Source organism: Sphingomonas lutea, assembly GCF_014396785.1.
In the GTDB taxonomy this organism is placed as follows: domain Bacteria; phylum Pseudomonadota; class Alphaproteobacteria; order Sphingomonadales; family Sphingomonadaceae; genus Sphingomicrobium; species Sphingomicrobium luteum.
In genome coordinates this window covers 1,648,774-1,664,590 of sequence record NZ_CP060718.1, presented here as the reverse complement: position 1 = coordinate 1,664,590, position 15,817 = coordinate 1,648,774, and the positions used below count along the sequence as shown (strand labels likewise).

The following is a 15,817-nucleotide window of genomic DNA, read 5'->3' as shown; positions in this document are numbered from 1 at the left end:
GGCCCCGCCAAGGACCCGATCATGACCGACCACGCGCCCCGATTGTTCACCAGCGATGCCGAGATCGCGCACCTCGGCGAGGGACTGCTTGCGCGCACATTGACGCGCGCGGAGTGGACCCACGAAGCGCATCTCGCGGCGACGACCTACCTTTTGCTGAAGCGGCCGGACATCGACCTCGACAAGGCGCTGCCCGGGATCATCCGCGGCTTCAATGAAAGCGTCGGCGGGGTGAACAGCAATACCGAAGGCTATCACGAAACGATCACGCGGGCGTTCCTGCACGGCATTCGCCTGTTCCTGCTCGAGGCCGATCGCGACGCGCCGTTGCACGAACTGGTCAACGAATTGCTGATGTCTCCGATGGGCCGCCGCGACTGGCCGCTTCGCTTCTATTCGCGCGAGCGGCTGTTTTCGGTCGAAGCGCGGCGCAGCTTCGTCGATCCTGATCTCGCCGCGCTGCCGTGACTTGCCGCAGGCGGGGCGGGCGGTAAGCTGCCTCAACAGCTCGGAAGGGGATATCATGCGTTTCAGTTGGCTTTTGTGCTCTGCGGTTGCGTTGGCGTGCAGCATTCCCTTTCAAGCATCGGCGCAACCCGTCCCCGCGCTCGATCCCGCGCAAAGCGCCGACCAGCAACTCAAGGCCCTCTACGACGGCTATGCCGCGTGGGACGCGCAGGAATCGGGCTATGCGCGCGACGCGCAGGGGGACCTCAAGCCGCTCGATTATCTTGGCGCCGTGGACCCGGCGACACAGCAGCGGCGGATCGCGCACCAGGAGCAGATTCTTGCCCGCCTGAAGACGATCGACCTCGCCCGGCTGTCACCCGAAGAACGCGTCAACGCGGAAGTGTTTCGCGTGATGATCGAGAACAATCTGATCGACCTCAGGGCGCGTGGTTGGGAAATGCCGCTTAACAGCGACAGCAATTTCTGGACCTATCTCGATGGGTCGACCCCCTATCAGACCGAGGTCGAATACACCCGCTACATCGCGCGCATGAAGGCGCTTCCGGCCTATTTCGACGCCCAGATTGCCAACATGCGTGCCGGGCTCGCCCGCGGCTTTTCGGTGCCGCGCGCGACGCTGGTCGGGCGTGAGGGGTCGATCGCATCGTACACAGCCAAGCCGGGTGCCGAAAACGCCTTCTACACGCCGTTCAAGACCATGCCGTCGACGATCGCCCCTGCGCGCCAGGCGGCATTGCAGGCCGAAGCGGTCGCCGCGATCAATGGCGCGGTCATGCCGGCTTACGCCAAGCTGCTCATTTTCTATCGCGACGAATATCTGCCCAAAACCCGCACGACCGTGTCGGCGCGCGATCTTCCCAATGGCGACGCTTATTATCGCGGGCAGGTGAAGCTTTACACCACGACCGACCTGTCGCCGGAGGAGATCCACAAGATCGGCCTTGGCGAGGTGGCGCGGATCAATGCCGAAATGCGCAAGACGATGCGCGACAGCGGCTTCAAGGGGTCGTTCGAGGAGTTCCTCAAGTTCCTCCGCACCGACCCGCAATTCTACGCCAAGACGCCCGACGAACTGATGGGCGTATCGTCCTATGTCGCCAAGCGCGTTGACCGCGTGGTCGGGGACTATTTCAAGCTGTTGCCGCGCCGCCGCCACGGAATCATTCCCGTGCCCGACGCGCTCGCGCCCTTCTACACCGCGGGCCGCGGCGGCCTTCAGAACTGCCAGATGAACACGTACAATCTGCCGACGCGGCCGCTGTACAACATCCCGGCGCTGACGCTGCACGAATGCACGCCCGGACACAGCTTCCAGGCGGCGCTCTCCGCCGAGCAGAAGGGCCTGCCGTCGTTCCGCCAGAACCTCTATTTCTCGGGCTACGGCGAGGGCTGGGGCCTCTACACCGAATGGCTGGGCAATGAGATGGGGATCTATCGCACGCCCTATGAACGCTTCGGCCAGCTAAGCTATGAGATGTGGCGCGCGGCGCGGCTGGTGATCGACACCGGTCTTCATCGCTACGGCTGGAGCCGGCAGCGGGCGATCGACTATCTCGCCAGCCATACCGCTTTGTCGCAGCATGAGGTGGAGACCGAAGTCGATCGCTACATCAGCTGGCCGGGGCAGGCGCTTAGCTACAAGCTTGGCGAGCTGACCATCCGGCGCCTGCGCAGGGAGGCGGAGGCCAAGCTCGGCACCCACTTCGACAAAGCGGCCTTCCACGACACCTTCCTGGCGATGGGCGCAGTGCCGCTCAACGTGCTGGAAAGCCAGATGCGGGCGTGGATCGCGTCGCAGCAGGGGCGGCACACTGCAAATTGACTTTCGTTGAGTTGTCACGCCGCAAAGCTGCGTTAGGTTCGCCGCCATGCCAGTGGTCCGGTTCATCTCCGATTTTGCAGGGCAATGGCAAAGCAGCCGGCATTGCACCGGAGTAAGTGTATGAATCGCTTGTATTTTGCGATCCTGCCGCTGGCGTTGATGGCGTCCCAGGCGACTGCCGCGCCGCTCACCGATCCGCTGCGGTTCTGGGTCGGGCGAACCGAGACGGTCAGCACCATCAAGGTGATGATGAAGAAGGCCTTCAAGACGCGCAGCACGGGACGCGGCGAGATCAAGCCCGACGGGACGCTCGAGCTCGTCCAGCGCGTCGAGGACGAAGGCCAGGCGCCGCGCGAGCGCCGCTGGCGTATCCGCAAGGCCGGACCCAATCGCTTCGTCGGTACCATGAACGAGGCCAAGGGCCCCGTGGTCATCGAGGAAGTCGGCGGCCGCTATCGCTTCCGCTTCAAGATGGACGGCAACCTTTCGGTCGAGCAGTGGATCACGCCCCAGCCCGGCGGGAAAAGCGGCCGCAGCCTTTTGACGATCAAGAAGCTCGGCCTGACCGTGGCCAAGTCCGAAGGCACGATCCGCAAGCTCGATTAGGCGTCAGGCGCGCGTCCGCGCGACATAATCGTCGACGTTCTTGGCCAGCACGTCCATCGGCACGTTGCCGCCGAGAACGACCGCGTCGTTGTACGCCTTGATGTCGTAGCGGGCGCCGAGCGCGGCCTTGGCCTTGTCGCGCTCGCGGTTGATGGCGGTGTGGCCGATCTTGTAGCCGCACGCCTGGCCGGGCCAGCTGCAATAGCGGTCGACCTCGCTCGCCACTTCCTCGGCCTTGGAGCCGTTTTCGTCGACGAAGAAGCGCACGCCTTGCTCGCGGGTCCAGCGTTTGGAATGCAGGCCCGTGTCGACAACCAGGCGGCAGGCGCGAAAGGCGAGGCCCTGGAGATAGCCGAGGCGCCCGGCGGGGAAGTCGTCATAGACGCCGAACTCATCGGCCAATTGCTGCGCGTAAAGCGCCCAACCTTCGGAATAAGCCCCGAAGGACAGCAGGGTGCGGATGAGCGGGAGCTTGTTGGCGTATTCGCCCTGCCACACGTGGCCGGGAATCGCCTCGTGATGGGTGAGGTCGGGCAGATCGAACTTCGTGTGCAGCTCGGTCGTCCGGAGGTTGATCCAGAACTTGCCGGGAATCGTGCCGTCGATCGAGCCGGCGCCGCCGTACGCGCCGGGTGCGCCGGGTTCTTCCTCGGGCGGCAAGCGGCGGACTTCGAGATTGCCCTTCACCAGCGTGTTGAACATTTGCGGCAGCTTGGTGCGGATGATCCGCACCCGCTCCTGGATGAAGGCCATGATTTCCGCGCGGCCCTTGTCGCCCGGCGCGAACTTGTAGCGCGAGTCCTTGCCCAGCGCCTGCATCCGTTCGCCGACCGTGCCATTGGTGTACCCGAGGCTTCGCAGGATCGGGTCCATCCGGCCCTGGAGCGCGCGCAGTTCCTCGCGCCCGATATTGTGGATTTCGTCGGGCGACAGCGTGGTCGTCGTCGAGGCCTTGAGCGCCCAGCGATAATATTCGTCGCCGCTGGGTTGCGCCCACATGCCGGGATCGTTCTTGGCCATGCCGCGCTGCAAGGTCAGCTCGGCGATCTGCCGTTCGAGGGCGGGGGCGACCTCCTTTTGCGCGATGGCACGGGCGCGGGCGGCCCAATTGCCGGGAATGTTCTTCTCGCGCGTGCGGCGCTCGATCGATTCGACTAGGCCGCCGCCCTCGCGCGCGCTCTTGGCCGAGGCCTGCAATTGCGTGAGCGCCTTGTCGATAAGGAAGGCGGGCGGGATCAGCCCCTTGTAGCGCGCCATCATCACGCGCCCGGTTTCATTGTCGAGCTGCTGCGGGAAGTCGGCAAGCCGCGCGAGATACGCCTCAGCGTCCGCCGCGGTCGCGATTTGATGCTCCGAATCGAGGAAACGCGGGATGTCGAGGTAAGCGCCGACGTTCTGGATCACGACGTACGGCGTGTTGCGCCAGCTGCCGACGGGCACGTCGCCATAGGGCAGCCTGAACCCTTCAAGCGCGGTGGTGTAGGCGCTGCGGACGACCTCGACGCTGGTGCGGGTCGAGTGGGACAGGCCGGCGACATCAATGGCGTTGGCGCGGGCGAGGTCGGCACGGAGCGTCTGCGCGATCCGCTGTTGCGTAAGCCCCGAACGATCATCGAGCTGCGCGCGCATTGCTGCCCGGGCGTCCTTGTCGATTCCAAGCGACGTCGCCGTCTGCGGATAGAAACGCAGCAAATTCTCGGCGATCGAATCGAGCAGCGCATTAGCCTGCGCATCGGCCGCTGTCGCTTGGGCGAATGCCGGCGAGGAAAGGAAGGGGAGGGCGGTGGAAGCGGCAAGGCCGGCGAGCGCGTCGCGGCGGGTCAGCTCAAATGCGGTCAAGGGGCGCTCCGTTACGCAGGAGGAGGAAGGGTGCGGTCGGCTTCGACTTTCAGGCAATTTCCGTCAATGCCGATAATGCGGACCTGGTCGCCCGGCGCGGCTGGCCCGCCCCGCGCGCTCCACTCACTGTCGCCGACGCGTACGCGGCCACCCCGGTCGTCGACGGCTTCGACAACGATGACGACCTTCCCGAGCAGCCGCGCGACGCGATCGTTGAGCAGGGGATCCGAGCTGTCGACGTTGCGATGCGCATAGACTCGGCGGCCGACGGTGACGGCGACCACGGCGTACAGTGCGAACAAGGCAAGCTGTGCTGGCAGCCCAAGGTCGAACAGGATGGTGAAGAGGCCGGCGGCGATTGCAGCGATGCCGAGGAAGACCAGGAAGACGCCCGGCGCCAGCACTTCCGCGATCAGCAGCAGGACGCCGCCGATCATCCACAGCCAGCCGGGATCAATGTCGTCGAGCATCAGCCCTCGATCCTCGGCACGCCGCTGGTGGTGGGCGTGGACTTAGGCTTGGCGGGGCGCTCGGGCGGGGCGGCGCGGTCGCCCACGATCTCCTTGGCCAGTTCCCCGATGCCGCCAAGCGTGCCGATGAGCTGTGTTGCCTCGACCGGGAAGAGGATGGTCTTGGCGTTGGGCGAGCGGGCGAACTCGGCCACCGCTTCGACATATTTCTGCGCGACGAAATAGTTGATCGCCTGCGCGTTGCCGCCGGCAATCGCGTCGGACACCATGGTCGTCGCCTTGGCTTCGGCCTCGGCCTCGCGCTCGCGCGCCTCGGCCTCGCGGAAGGCGGCTTCCTTGAGGCCCTCCGCCTTGAGGATTTGGCTCTGCTTCTGCCCTTCGGCCTGGAGGATGGCGGCGGCGCGGAGGCCCTCGGCTTCAAGGATCGCGGCGCGCTTTTCGCGCTCGGCCTTCATCTGCCGCGCCATCGCATTCGAAATGTCCTGCGGCGGTCGGATGTCCTTCAATTCGACGCGGGTAATCTTCACGCCCCAGGATTCGGTCGCCTGGTCAACGACGACGAGCAAACGGGCGTTGATCTCGTCGCGCTTGGACAATGTCTCGTCGAGATCCATCGAACCCATGACCGTGCGCAGATTGGTGGTCGAAAGCGCCATGATCGCCGAATAAAGATCGCTGACTTCATAGGCGGCCTTGGGCGCGTCGAGCACCTGGAAGAAGACCACGCCATCGACCGCGACCATGGCGTTGTCCTTGGTGATGATCTCCTGCCCCGGGATGTCGAGCACTTGCTCCATCATGTTCACGCGCTGGCCGACGCGATAAAAAAACGGCGGCACGAAGTTGAAGCCGGGCTGGCCGACGCGCACGAAGCGGCCGAAATGCTCGATCGTATATTGGTAGCCCTGGCGGACGATCTTCACGCCCATGAAGACGTACAATGCGGCGAGGATCGCCAGCGCTGTCATGAATTCCGTCAGCATGCCTCTTCCCCGTGCCCGCGCTTTTGCCGCATGATGATACGGCAATGAGCAGAGCGGAAGGAAAAAGCGACATAAGCGCAGCGCCGGACCTGTTCGCCGTGCGATCGTTGCTGTTCCTTCCGGCGTCGAACCCGCGTGCGATCGTGCGGGCCCGCGACAGCGCCGCCGACCTTGTCGTGCTCGACCTTGAGGACGCCGTGAAGCCCGCCGACAAAGCGGCGGCTCGCGAGGCAGCGGTCGCGGCGGTAGCGGACGCTTGGCCAACGCCGGTCGCAATCCGCATCAACGGCGTGGGGACCGAATGGCACTCGCTCGATGTCGATGCAGTCGCCCAGTCGGCGGCGGATCTGTTCGTCGTGCCGCGGGCAACCTCGGCGCATCTTGTCCGCAACGATCAGGCGGCGGTGGGCAAGCCGGTCCTGGCGATGATTGAGACCGCGGCGGGGGTGCTCGGGGCGGCTGAGATCGCGCAGGAATGTGCGGGCCTGATTGCCGGCACCAACGATTTGCGCGCCGATCTGCGCCTGCCTCTGGGCGCAGACCGCGCGCCGATTTGCACCGCGCTGCAGATGATCGTCCTCGCCGCTCGCGCCGCCGGTGTTCCGGTGTTCGACGGGGTGTTCAATCAACTCAAGTATGGCGACGGGCTGGCAGCGGAATGCGCGCACGGTCGGATGCTCGGCTTCGACGGCAAGAGCCTCATCCACCCCGATCAGATCGCGCCCTGCAACGCCGCTTTCAGCCCTGGTCCGGATGAAGTCGAGCGCGCGCGCCAGCTGATCGCGGCCTACGATGGCGGCGCCCAGCGACATGAGGATGAGATGATCGAGCGGATGCATGTCGATGCGGCGCGGCGGGTTCTGGCGCGGGCAGGCGGCTAGCCGCCCCTTGGCAAAGTCCCGCGCCTTTGCCAAAGGCCCGCATGGCCGTCCTCAACGACACTTCCGACATCCCGCTGGGCCTGACCTTCGATGACGTGCTGCTGCAGCCGCGCGAATCCTCGGTGTTACCGAGCCAGGCCGATACCCGCACCCAACTGACCCGCGGAATCCCGCTCAACATCCCGATCCTGTCGTCGGCGATGGACACGGTGACCGAAACCGACATGGCGATCGCGCTGGCGCAGCTAGGCGGGATTGGCGTGCTCCACCGCAACCTGACGATCGAGGACCAGGCCGCCGCCGTGCGCGCCGTGAAGCGCTTCGAAAGCGGGATGGTGGTCAATCCCATCACCATGACGCCCGAGCAGTCGCTCGCCGAGGCGCTGGAGCTGATGACCACGCACCGCATCAGCGGCATCCCGATCGTGCAAAGGTCGGGCAGATTGTGCGGCATCCTCACCAACCGCGATGTCCGCTTCGCCGAGAATCCGAACCAGCCGGTCAGCGAGCTGATGACCAAGGACAATTTGGCGACCGTCCCGATCGGCACGACCGAGGCCGAGGCGCGCAAGATCCTCCATCAGCGGCGGATCGAAAAGCTCATCGTGGTCGACGAGGCCAACCATTGCGTTGGGCTCATCACCGTCAAGGACATTGAAAAGTCGGTGGCGGCGCCGCTTGCGACCAAGGATGCCGAAGGGCGGCTGCGCGTCGCGGCCGCCACCACGGTCGGTGACGCGGGTTTCGAACGGTCCGAAGCGCTGATCGATTCGGGCTGCGACTGCATCGTCATCGATACCGCGCACGGCCACAATACCGATGTCGCGCGCTCGGTCGAGCGGGTGAAGAAGCTGTCCAATTCGGTCCAGGTCATCGCCGGCAATGTCGCCACCGCCGAAGCGGCGCGGGCGCTGGCGGATGCGGGCGCGGACGCGATCAAGGTCGGGATCGGCCCGGGGTCGATCTGCACGACGCGGATCGTCGCCGGCGTCGGCGTGCCGCAGCTGACCGCGATCATCGAAGCGGCGAAGGGCGCCGGCGATGTGCCGGTGATCGCGGACGGCGGCATCCGCACCAGCGGCGATATCGCCAAGGCGCTTGCGGCGGGCGCCTCGACGGTGATGGTCGGGTCGCTGCTTGCGGGGACCGAGGAAGCGCCGGGCGAAATCTTCCTCTACCAGGGTCGCAGCTACAAATCCTACCGCGGCATGGGGTCGGTGGGCGCAATGGCGCGCGGATCGGCCGACCGTTATTTTCAGCAGGACATCCGCGACCATCTCAAGCTCGTTCCCGAAGGGATCGAGGGTCAGGTGCCGTACAAGGGGCCCGCGCGCGACATCATCCACCAACTCGTCGGCGGGGTGAAAGCGGCGATGGGCTACACCGGATCGCAGACTTTGGCCGACCTGCAGAGCCGCGCGCGCTTCGTGCGCATCACCAATGCGGGGCTGAGTGAAAGCCATGTCCATGACGTCGCGATCACCCGCGAGGCGCCAAACTATCCGACGCGCTAGGCCATGACGCCCGCGGCAAGGCTGCAGGCGACCGCTGAGATCATCGACGAGGTCATCGCCTCGGCGCGGTCCGATGGGCCGCCCGCGGATTCGATCGTCACGCGTTACTTCAAGCAGCGGCGCTACGCCGGATCGAAGGACCGGCGGGCGGTGCGCGAACTCGTATTCCGCGTCATCCGGCTGTTCGGCGACATGCCGGCTAATGGGCGTGCGGCGGTGCTGGGCCTGGTCGCGCAAGAGCCCGAGCTGGCGGACCTGCTCGGCGAGCCGCGCGGTCCCGAGCCGCGCGCGCCCGGCGAGGGTGCTGCCGAACCACGCCTCGTCCCCGCATGGCTGCTCGATCAATTCTCGCCCCTAATCACGCCGGAGGAGCGGCCCGCGCTTCTGGAGCGTGCGCCGCTCGATCTGCGGGTCAACGCCGCCCGCGCCGAGCGAAACGACCTGATCGCCGAATTCGAAGGCGGCACGGCGACGCGGCTTAGTCCGTGGGGAATCCGGCTGCCCGCCGATACGCGGATCGACGATCAACCCGCTTTTGCGAGTGGCTTGGTCGAGGTCCAGGACGAGGGCAGCCAGCTCATCGCGCTCGCCTGCGCGGTGGGGGAGGGGGATCGAGTCGTGGATCTGTGCGCGGGCGCTGGCGGGAAGGCGCTTGCGATCGCCGCTGCAGCACCCTCGGCGACGATCCTGGCGACCGACAGCAACCGCGCGCGTTTGTCGAAACTCGCGCCCCGCGCCGACCGCGCCGGAGCGAAGATCGAAACGCGGCTGCTCAACCCGCCCAACGAACTCGCCGAGCTGGAGGATTGGCACGCCGGCGCGGACATCGTCCTCGTCGACGCGCCCTGTTCGGGCAGCGGCACGTGGCGGCGCAATCCCGAAGGCCGCTGGCGGCTGACGCCGCAGCGCCTCGACAAGGTCGTGGCGACGCAGGCGCATCTGCTCGACATGGCGGCTGAGTTGGTGAGGCCCGGCGGCAGCCTGATCTATGCCGTCTGCTCGATCCTGTCCCGCGAAGGGGCAGGGCAGGTTGACGACTTCCTCATCCGCCATTCATCATGGCATGCACAAAACATCCCGATTGCCGCGGGACGGTCCGACGGGGCAGGTCGACTGCTCACGCCGGGGCACGATGCGACAGACGGCTTTTTCGTCGCGCGGCTGGAGCGTCCATGCTAGGGCGGGCGCGAAGAGTGGAGAGAGATTGATGCGGGTCTTGCCTCGTCTTGCAGGTTTGGGATTGGCCGCTGTTGCGCTCGCAGCGCCGGTGGCAGGTCAGCGGTCGGCGGACGACCAGATCCAGCCAAGATCTGTGCAGCTAACGCGTGATGCGCAGACGCTCTATTCGGCAGGCAAGCTCGACGATGCCGAAAGCACCTTCGAAACGGCGCTCGCGGTCGATCCGCGCAACCGGGCCGCCTTTGTCGGCATCGCCCGGGTGGCCGAGCGCCAGAAGCTGCACGGCAAGGCAATCCGCATGACCAACCGCGCGCTTCAGCTCGAGCCCAATGACCTCGATGCGATCGCGGTCCAGGGCGAGGCAATGGTGGAACTTGGCGCGATCGCTCGCGCCAAAGCGAACCTGACAAAGTTGCAAGCCCTGTGCAAGCAGGGCTGTCCGCAGGTCGCGCAGCTTTCGGCCGCGATCAATCGCGGCCCGACGGTCGCGTCGGCCAAGCCGGCGGCGACTCCGAAGACCAACTGATTACGATCAGGCGGGGGACAGCTCCCGCGCTATCCGGACGAATTCGTCGACGCTGAGCGTTTCCGCGCGACGCTGTTCGTCAAGGCCGAGACGTCGCAGCGCGTCTAATGCGCCGGGCATTCCCTTGACACTCGACCGCAGCATCTTGCGCCGCTGGCCGAACGCCGCGCTGGTCAGCTTTTCCAGGATTTCGGCCGAGACACCGGGGGCGCTTGGCTCGGCTCAAGGTGCACCACTGCCGAGGTTACCTTGGGCGGCGGGACGAACGCCGAACGATTGACCGTCATTGCGATTCGTGCGCGCGACCGCCACTGGGCCGCGACCGACAGGCGCCCGTAAGCCTCTGTGTCCGCGGGCGCGACGATCCGCTCGGCAACCTCCTTCTGGAACATGAGCGTCAGGCTTGCCCACCAGGGAGGCCATGGCCCGCCCAGCCATTTGATCAGCAAGGGCGTCGCAATGTTGTAGGGAAGATTGGCGACAACATGCACGCCGCGCTTGAGCAATGCGGGTTCATCCATCGCCAGCGCATCGCCCTCAATCAGCGTCAGACGACCGTCGGATTGCGCCTGGAGCTCGCGCAAGGCAGGAATGCAGCGGGTGTCGCGCTCCACGGCGACCACCCGCGCGCCGGTGTCGAGGAGGGCACGGGTCATCCCGCCGGGCCCTGGCCCAACTTCATAAACCTGCTTTTGCGCCAACGATCCCGGAATGGCGGCGATGCGTGCCAAAAGCTGCCGGTCGAGGATGAAATTCTGCCCAAGCGACTTGCTTGCACTCAAGCCATGCCGCGCAATGACGGCGCGCAGTGGCTCATCGACCGGGATCAAGCCATCTCCATCCGAAACGCCGCGCATTCGGCGGCCATCCGGATGGCCGCTGCCATCGGTCGGGGTCGGCCTTGTCCTGCCCCGCGATGTCGAACGCCGTGCCGTGGTCGGGCGCGGTGCGGACGATCGGAAGCCCCAACGTGATGTTGACCGCATCTTCGAAGTGCAGCGCCTTCACCGGGATGAGCGCCTGATCATGATACATGCACAGCGCGGCATCGTATGCGGCGCGTGCCCGCGCATGAAACATCGTGTCGGCGGGATAGGGGCCGCTGACGCGCCATCCCTCGGCGGCGAGAGCGGCGATGGCGGGGCCGATCAAGTCCAGCTCCTCGCGCCCCAGAGCGCCGCCTTCGCCCGCGTGAGGGTTCAGGCCGGAAACGGCGAGGCGCGGCTCGGCGATGCCGAAATTGCGCTGGAGGCCGCGAAGCACCGTCCGCCCGCGCGATTCGATCAGGCCCGGCGTGAGCTTCAGCGATACCTCGGTGAGTGCGACATGCGTGGTGACCGGGACGGTGCGCAGCGTCGGCCCAGCCAACATCATCGCGACATTGCCGGGGGAAATCCCGCACCGCTCGGCGACGAATTCGGTCTGGCCGGGGTGCTGAAAGCCAATCGCGTAAAGTTGCTCTTTGGCGACGGGTCCGGTGACGACGGCGGCCGCCGACCCCGATCGCGCCAGACCGACGGCAAGTTCCAGCGCATCGAGCGAGCAATGCGCCCCTGCCACGCTGGGGTGGCCGGGAAGGTCCGCGCTTGCCGCCGGTATGTGAATGAGCGGGAGCCCGAAATCGAAGGCGGCATCGGCCTGCCCAGGGCTCTCGACGTTTTCTATGACGCCATCCCAGACCGCCGCTACCGATCGCGCGTCTCCGATCGCGACGAAGGGCGGAAGTCCGAAAGCCGAACGATTATCCCAGCATTTTGCGATGACCTCAGGCCCGATCCCGGCCGGGTCGCCGAGGGAAATCGCAAGGGGAGATGCCGGCGGCGGTGCCATGACCGGGCCCTAACGGAAAACCGCTCCTAGCGAAATTCAATCACCGCATCGCGGCGAAGATCGCGAAGATAGCGTCGGGCGCGAAGGTTGATCCGCTCTTCCACCATCTGATTCGAGATTGCGTCGAAGGAAGGCTCGGCAGGGCCAGCCTCGTCACGGCCGCAAATGACCAGGACTCGGACGCCTTCCTCGATCGAGCCGAAGGGCTGGGTGGTCTGGCCCACCTGCATCGGCGCCATCATCTGCTGGAGTGCAGGGGGAAGATCGCGCATTTTGACCTGGTCGCTCTGCACCACCTCGCCCTTGAAATCGGCCGCGACCTTCTCGGCCCCGCCACAACCGCCTACGCTTCGCGTCGCCTGGGTGAAGCGCGCGACGATCGGTTCCGCCTGCTGGCGCGTCGTGCCCGCTGGGAAGCTGATCGTCACCTGCTTGAGGCTAAGCACGGCATCGCGCGGATCGGCGGTCAGGATCTTGCGCGAATCCTGTACGGCGATGATCGACACGCCGCCCGGAACTGCGATCGGATTGCTGACCGATCCTGGCCGCATCTGCCGAAGCACCGCGGCAAGCGGGCCCGGAAGTTGTTCGGGCCGTACCCAGCCCAGGTCGCCGCCCACCGCCGCAGTCGACGCTTCCGAGAACTGGCGGGCGTAGCCGGCGAACGATGCGCCGCCGCGAAGCTGTTCGAGAATGCGATTGGCGTTGGTCAGCGCGGCATCCTGGTTTGCGGGCGTCGCGGAAAGAAAAATCTCTCCAACCCGATATTCTTCGGAGCCCTTGGAGGCATTCAGACGGTCGATGACCGCCTTCACTTCCTCGTCGCCGACGCTGACACCGCTTTCGATCTTGGCGCGCTGCAATCGCGCCCAAGCCAGCTCGCCCTCGACCTGGCGGCGCAGCGACTTGATCGAAGCGCCGCGCGTTTCAAGATAAGCGGCCAGTTGCTCCGGCGTCTGCTTCACGTTGCCGGCAACGCGCGCGATCGTTCGGTCGATATCGGAGGTCTTGATTTCGATCTTCTCGGCCTTGGCCGCCTGGATCTGGAGGGTCTCATCGATGAGGTTGCGCAGCACCTGCTGACGCAGGCGGTCGATCTCGTCCGCCGGGATGGGGCCGTCTTGGGTCATCGCCAGCAGCGCAAGACGCTGATCGACGTCGGTTTGGGTAATGATGTCGCCATTGACGAGCGCGGTGGCCTTGACCACCGACGGCATGGACGTCCCGAACATCTGCGGGTTCTGGGGAGGCGAAGCGAGCGCGTCGTGTCTACGCCAGGCGCCGATTGTGCGGCTTGCTGGGCGATCGCCGAGGTGCCGGCCACCAGTGCAAGCGTTGCGGCGGTCACTAAAACGCGCGCCATATTCCGTCCAAAAGCTACTGCCACGTCGTATCGATCCCTTATCCCCGACCTACTTGGAAGCTGGCGTTTATCCAAAGCCGCTGAACGCAGCCTTAGCGACCGAAGCCCTTGAGGGCCAAACGAAGCCCGAAGGTGCTGCCCTTTCGGAACGTCCCGAACCGCTCATAATCGCGGCGCCACGACAGGCCAAGCTCCAGGCATTCGTCTTCATAGGCGATGCCCAGGCGGTGGCGGATCGGGGTGAAGCCGTCGGACAGGGTGAGCGGATCCTCTTCCTCCCCGGTGAGGTCGAGCACCGTCGCGCCGAAGATCGACCAGTAGCGCTGGAACAGGATCCGCCCGGCAAGGCGCAATTCCTCCTTGTCGCGCAGGTCTTCGATCAGCGGATCGATGTTCCGGTCAAGGCGCAGATAGCCGATCTGGGCGTAGGTCTGGTCGGTGCCGACTGTCAGGTCGAGCTCGTTGCGCCGGATGCCGAGATTATCCTTGTCGAGGCGGAACCGATGTGTGAGGTCGATAAGGCGGCCGTAGCGTACCCGCGTTCTTCCCACGATATCTGAAATACGGTCGGTAAGGCCCGTGCCTTCCGGAAAAATCTGGCGCCGCGTGATGCGATAGCTCTGCCCGATGTTGGTCACGATCGATAGGTTGGGACGATCCAGCGCCCATTCGGCGCCGTAGGTGACTCGCGAACCGTCTTCCCACCGGTCGTAGCCGGGGAAACGGTTGAGCGCGAACAGGTTGCTGTCCTCAAGGTCGATCGAGCGCGCGTCCTCGTTTGGAATGTCGAGGTTCTGCGTCGGTGGGGTCAGCACCACCTGCATCCGTGGGGTCAGGCGCTGGATTCCGCCGAACGCCGGCCCGACCAGCGGCCAGCGCGCGTCCGCCGCCAGCGCCCCGATGCCGCGCGTGTGCCATCCGTCGGTTCCGCGATAGACGGGCACCGCGGTACTTGCGCTTTCGTCGGTATGATAGACGTCGCCGCGCGCGTAGCCGGTGAGCAGCAGCTCGTGGCCCCAGCGGGTCAGCCGGCGCAGGTCCCAGCGGGCACTGGCAAAGGCGCGCTGCGTGTCCTGGCCGTCGATGCGCAGGATCGACAGGCTGTTCGCCTGCAGCTCGATGCGTCCGTCGAGCAGCGGATCGTCGAGGCGGAAGCGCGCATCGATCGCCGGAAGCGCGATCGGGATCTGCTTTTGCTCGTCTTCCGGACGAAGCCCCTGGAACGCCCAGCCGGCGATGCTGACATAGGCATTGGGGCTGATCCGTTCGGCATTGATGACGTTGCGCAGCCGGTCGTCGCGGGTAAGGTCGTAGCGGCGGGTGACGGTCTTGTCGCTCGCCGCGCGGAGCGAGCCTGTGATGCTCCACACCGGATCGAGCTGCGCCCGGCCGTTGGCCTCGAAATAAGCGCGCAGCCCGCGGCCTTCATCGTCGGTCGCTGCGAAGTCGGCGCTTTCGATCGTTCCGTAGGTCAGGAAACCGCCGAGCTGAAACGCGCCGATGCGGTTGAGCTCGCGATATTTGCCCTCCAGCGCGGGCCACACGCCGGTGTACAGGTGCGGGGTGATCGTGAGGTCGCGGTTAGGCGCGATCTTCCAATGATAGGGGACCGCCATCTCCAGCCCCTTCTTGGTCGACAGGCTGATGTCGGGCATCAGCCAGCCGCCAGCGCTGCCGTCGCCGCTGCTGATCGCAAAGATCGGCAGGAGCGGCAGATCGATCCCGAATAATTGCAGGCGCCCCCCGGCGAAGCGCACCGTCCGGGTCGCCGGGTCCTGAGTGACGCGCGCGGCGGTGATCGACCAGCTAGGCTTCTTGGGACAGCCGGTAGCGCTGGTTACCGGGCAGGGCGAATAAATGGCGTTCTCGAGCGTGGTGACCCCGTTGCGGCGGTTGCCCCGCGCCGCGGCGATACGGCCGCCGCTTTCGAGGACGATCAGCAAATTGTCGATCGTTCCGTCGCGCAGCGTATCGGTCAGCGCGACATTCTCGCCGATCAGGCGATCCCCTCTGGGGTCAGCACCACGACGTTGCCAATGGCGCGAACCTCGCCCGTCTGGCGGTTCCAGGTGACCCGATCGGCGGCAAGATAATTGCCGTCGCGCGACATGCGCACCGCGCCGCTGGCGGTGATCGTCTCCGCATCGCCTTCGTAACTTACCTCGTCGGCGGTGAATTCGACCACTTCGGCGGCGGGGTCCGCGGCCTGCGCGACAGTCGGCGCTTCCTGCGCGTGCACAGTCGCGGGCACGACCGCAAGCATCGGCAGGCCCATCCACCAGGCAATCGATTTGCGCAAAAGTCCTGTGTCCCGCCCGATGACTGACCCGTAA

13 protein-coding genes and 2 pseudogenes are annotated in these 15,817 nt (G+C 65.8%); 7 read left to right on the top strand and 8 right to left on the bottom strand.

The annotated features are described in order from the left end of the window. Nucleotides 1-21 precede the first annotated feature (21 nt). The 3 genes from H9L13_RS08570 (at nucleotide 22) to H9L13_RS08560 (ending at nucleotide 2,899) form a co-directional block, all read left to right on the top strand. Nucleotides 22-468 (top strand): hypothetical protein, encoded by a 447-nt coding sequence (locus tag H9L13_RS08570; protein WP_187537325.1) that lies wholly within the window; start codon nucleotides 22-24, stop codon nucleotides 466-468. A 55-nt stretch (nucleotides 469-523) separates the two neighbouring features. Then, nucleotides 524-2,293: a DUF885 domain-containing protein gene (locus tag H9L13_RS08565; RefSeq protein WP_187537324.1), complete on the top strand. Its 1,770-nt coding sequence runs from the start codon at nucleotides 524-526 to the stop codon at nucleotides 2,291-2,293. Nucleotides 2,294-2,413: 120 nt separating this feature from the next. After that, complete coding sequence (locus tag H9L13_RS08560) at nucleotides 2,414-2,899, top strand: hypothetical protein (RefSeq protein WP_187537323.1); 486 nt, start codon at nucleotides 2,414-2,416, stop codon at nucleotides 2,897-2,899. Nucleotides 2,900-2,902: 3 nt separating this feature from the next. On the opposite strand, the gene H9L13_RS08555 is transcribed toward H9L13_RS08560, so the two are convergent. From H9L13_RS08555 to H9L13_RS08545, 3 genes are read right to left on the bottom strand one after another with little or no spacing between them, the layout of a single operon-like run. Beyond that, complete coding sequence (locus H9L13_RS08555; protein WP_235090830.1) at nucleotides 2,903-4,738, bottom strand: DUF885 domain-containing protein; 1,836 nt, start codon at nucleotides 4,736-4,738, stop codon at nucleotides 2,903-2,905. 11 nt (nucleotides 4,739-4,749) lie between these two features. Then, the gene (locus tag H9L13_RS08550) at nucleotides 4,750-5,208 is read right to left on the bottom strand and encodes an NfeD family protein (protein ID WP_187537322.1); all 459 of its coding nucleotides are present in this window, start codon (nucleotides 5,206-5,208) and stop codon (nucleotides 4,750-4,752) included. After that, nucleotides 5,208-6,191, bottom strand: a complete 984-nt coding sequence (locus tag H9L13_RS08545; RefSeq protein ID WP_187537321.1) for an SPFH domain-containing protein — start codon at nucleotides 6,189-6,191, stop codon at nucleotides 5,208-5,210. The genes H9L13_RS08550 and H9L13_RS08545 overlap by 1 nt, the downstream gene beginning before the upstream one ends. A gap of 44 nt (nucleotides 6,192-6,235) precedes the next feature. On the opposite strand from H9L13_RS08545, the gene H9L13_RS08540 reads away from it, so the two are divergent. From H9L13_RS08540 to H9L13_RS08525, 4 genes are all read left to right on the top strand, one after another. After that, entirely contained in the window at nucleotides 6,236-7,072 is an 837-nt protein-coding gene (locus tag H9L13_RS08540) for an HpcH/HpaI aldolase/citrate lyase family protein (RefSeq protein ID WP_187537320.1), read from the top strand. Nucleotides 7,073-7,113: 41 nt separating this feature from the next. Further along, complete coding sequence (guaB, locus tag H9L13_RS08535) at nucleotides 7,114-8,586, top strand: IMP dehydrogenase (RefSeq protein ID WP_187537319.1); 1,473 nt, start codon at nucleotides 7,114-7,116, stop codon at nucleotides 8,584-8,586. Nucleotides 8,587-8,589: 3 nt separating this feature from the next. Continuing rightward, a complete protein-coding gene (locus H9L13_RS08530) occupies nucleotides 8,590-9,765 on the top strand; it encodes an RsmB/NOP family class I SAM-dependent RNA methyltransferase (RefSeq protein WP_187537318.1) in 1,176 nt (391 codons plus the stop codon). Between the two features lie 61 nt (nucleotides 9,766-9,826). Continuing rightward, entirely contained in the window at nucleotides 9,827-10,291 is a 465-nt protein-coding gene (locus H9L13_RS08525; protein WP_244954802.1) for a tetratricopeptide repeat protein, read from the top strand. Nucleotides 10,292-10,297: 6 nt separating this feature from the next. Here H9L13_RS08525 and rsmA read toward each other — a convergent pair. From rsmA to H9L13_RS08500, 5 genes and pseudogenes are all read right to left on the bottom strand, one after another. Next, nucleotides 10,298-11,148: pseudogene (gene rsmA / locus H9L13_RS08520) on the bottom strand (16S rRNA (adenine(1518)-N(6)/adenine(1519)-N(6))-dimethyltransferase RsmA). Then, a pseudogene (gene pdxA, locus H9L13_RS08515) lies at nucleotides 11,118-12,121 on the bottom strand (4-hydroxythreonine-4-phosphate dehydrogenase PdxA). The pseudogenes rsmA and pdxA overlap by 31 nt, the downstream one beginning before the upstream one ends. Before the next feature lie 26 nt (nucleotides 12,122-12,147). After that, nucleotides 12,148-13,353 (bottom strand): peptidylprolyl isomerase, encoded by a 1,206-nt coding sequence (locus H9L13_RS08510; protein ID WP_187537316.1) that lies wholly within the window; start codon nucleotides 13,351-13,353, stop codon nucleotides 12,148-12,150. Nucleotides 13,354-13,576: 223 nt separating this feature from the next. After that, nucleotides 13,577-15,427 carry an LPS-assembly protein LptD gene (locus tag H9L13_RS08505; protein ID WP_187537315.1) on the bottom strand — a complete coding sequence of 617 codons (1,851 nt, stop codon included), beginning with the start codon at nucleotides 15,425-15,427 and terminating at the stop codon, nucleotides 13,577-13,579. Between the two features lie 53 nt (nucleotides 15,428-15,480). Further along, complete coding sequence (locus tag H9L13_RS08500) at nucleotides 15,481-15,783, bottom strand: LPS-assembly protein LptD (RefSeq protein ID WP_187537314.1); 303 nt, start codon at nucleotides 15,781-15,783, stop codon at nucleotides 15,481-15,483. Nucleotides 15,784-15,817 lie beyond the last annotated feature (34 nt).

What these genes read in the sequence shown, in the direction of transcription:
- H9L13_RS08570 (WP_187537325.1), top strand. Translation starts at nt 22, where the DNA reads ATGACCGACCACGCGCCCCGATTGTTCACCAGCGATGCCGAGATCGCG.
- H9L13_RS08565 (WP_187537324.1), top strand. Translation starts at nt 524, where the DNA reads ATGCGTTTCAGTTGGCTTTTGTGCTCTGCGGTTGCGTTGGCGTGCAGC.
- H9L13_RS08560 (WP_187537323.1), top strand. Translation starts at nt 2,414, where the DNA reads ATGAATCGCTTGTATTTTGCGATCCTGCCGCTGGCGTTGATGGCGTCC.
- H9L13_RS08550 (WP_187537322.1), bottom strand. Translation starts at nt 5,208, where the DNA reads ATGCTCGACGACATTGATCCCGGCTGGCTGTGGATGATCGGCGGCGTC.
- H9L13_RS08545 (WP_187537321.1), bottom strand. Translation starts at nt 6,191, where the DNA reads ATGCTGACGGAATTCATGACAGCGCTGGCGATCCTCGCCGCATTGTAC.
- H9L13_RS08540 (WP_187537320.1), top strand. Translation starts at nt 6,236, where the DNA reads ATGAGCAGAGCGGAAGGAAAAAGCGACATAAGCGCAGCGCCGGACCTG.
- guaB (WP_187537319.1), top strand. Translation starts at nt 7,114, where the DNA reads ATGGCCGTCCTCAACGACACTTCCGACATCCCGCTGGGCCTGACCTTC.
- H9L13_RS08530 (WP_187537318.1), top strand. Translation starts at nt 8,590, where the DNA reads ATGACGCCCGCGGCAAGGCTGCAGGCGACCGCTGAGATCATCGACGAG.
- H9L13_RS08510 (WP_187537316.1), bottom strand. Translation starts at nt 13,353, where the DNA reads ATGTTCGGGACGTCCATGCCGTCGGTGGTCAAGGCCACCGCGCTCGTC.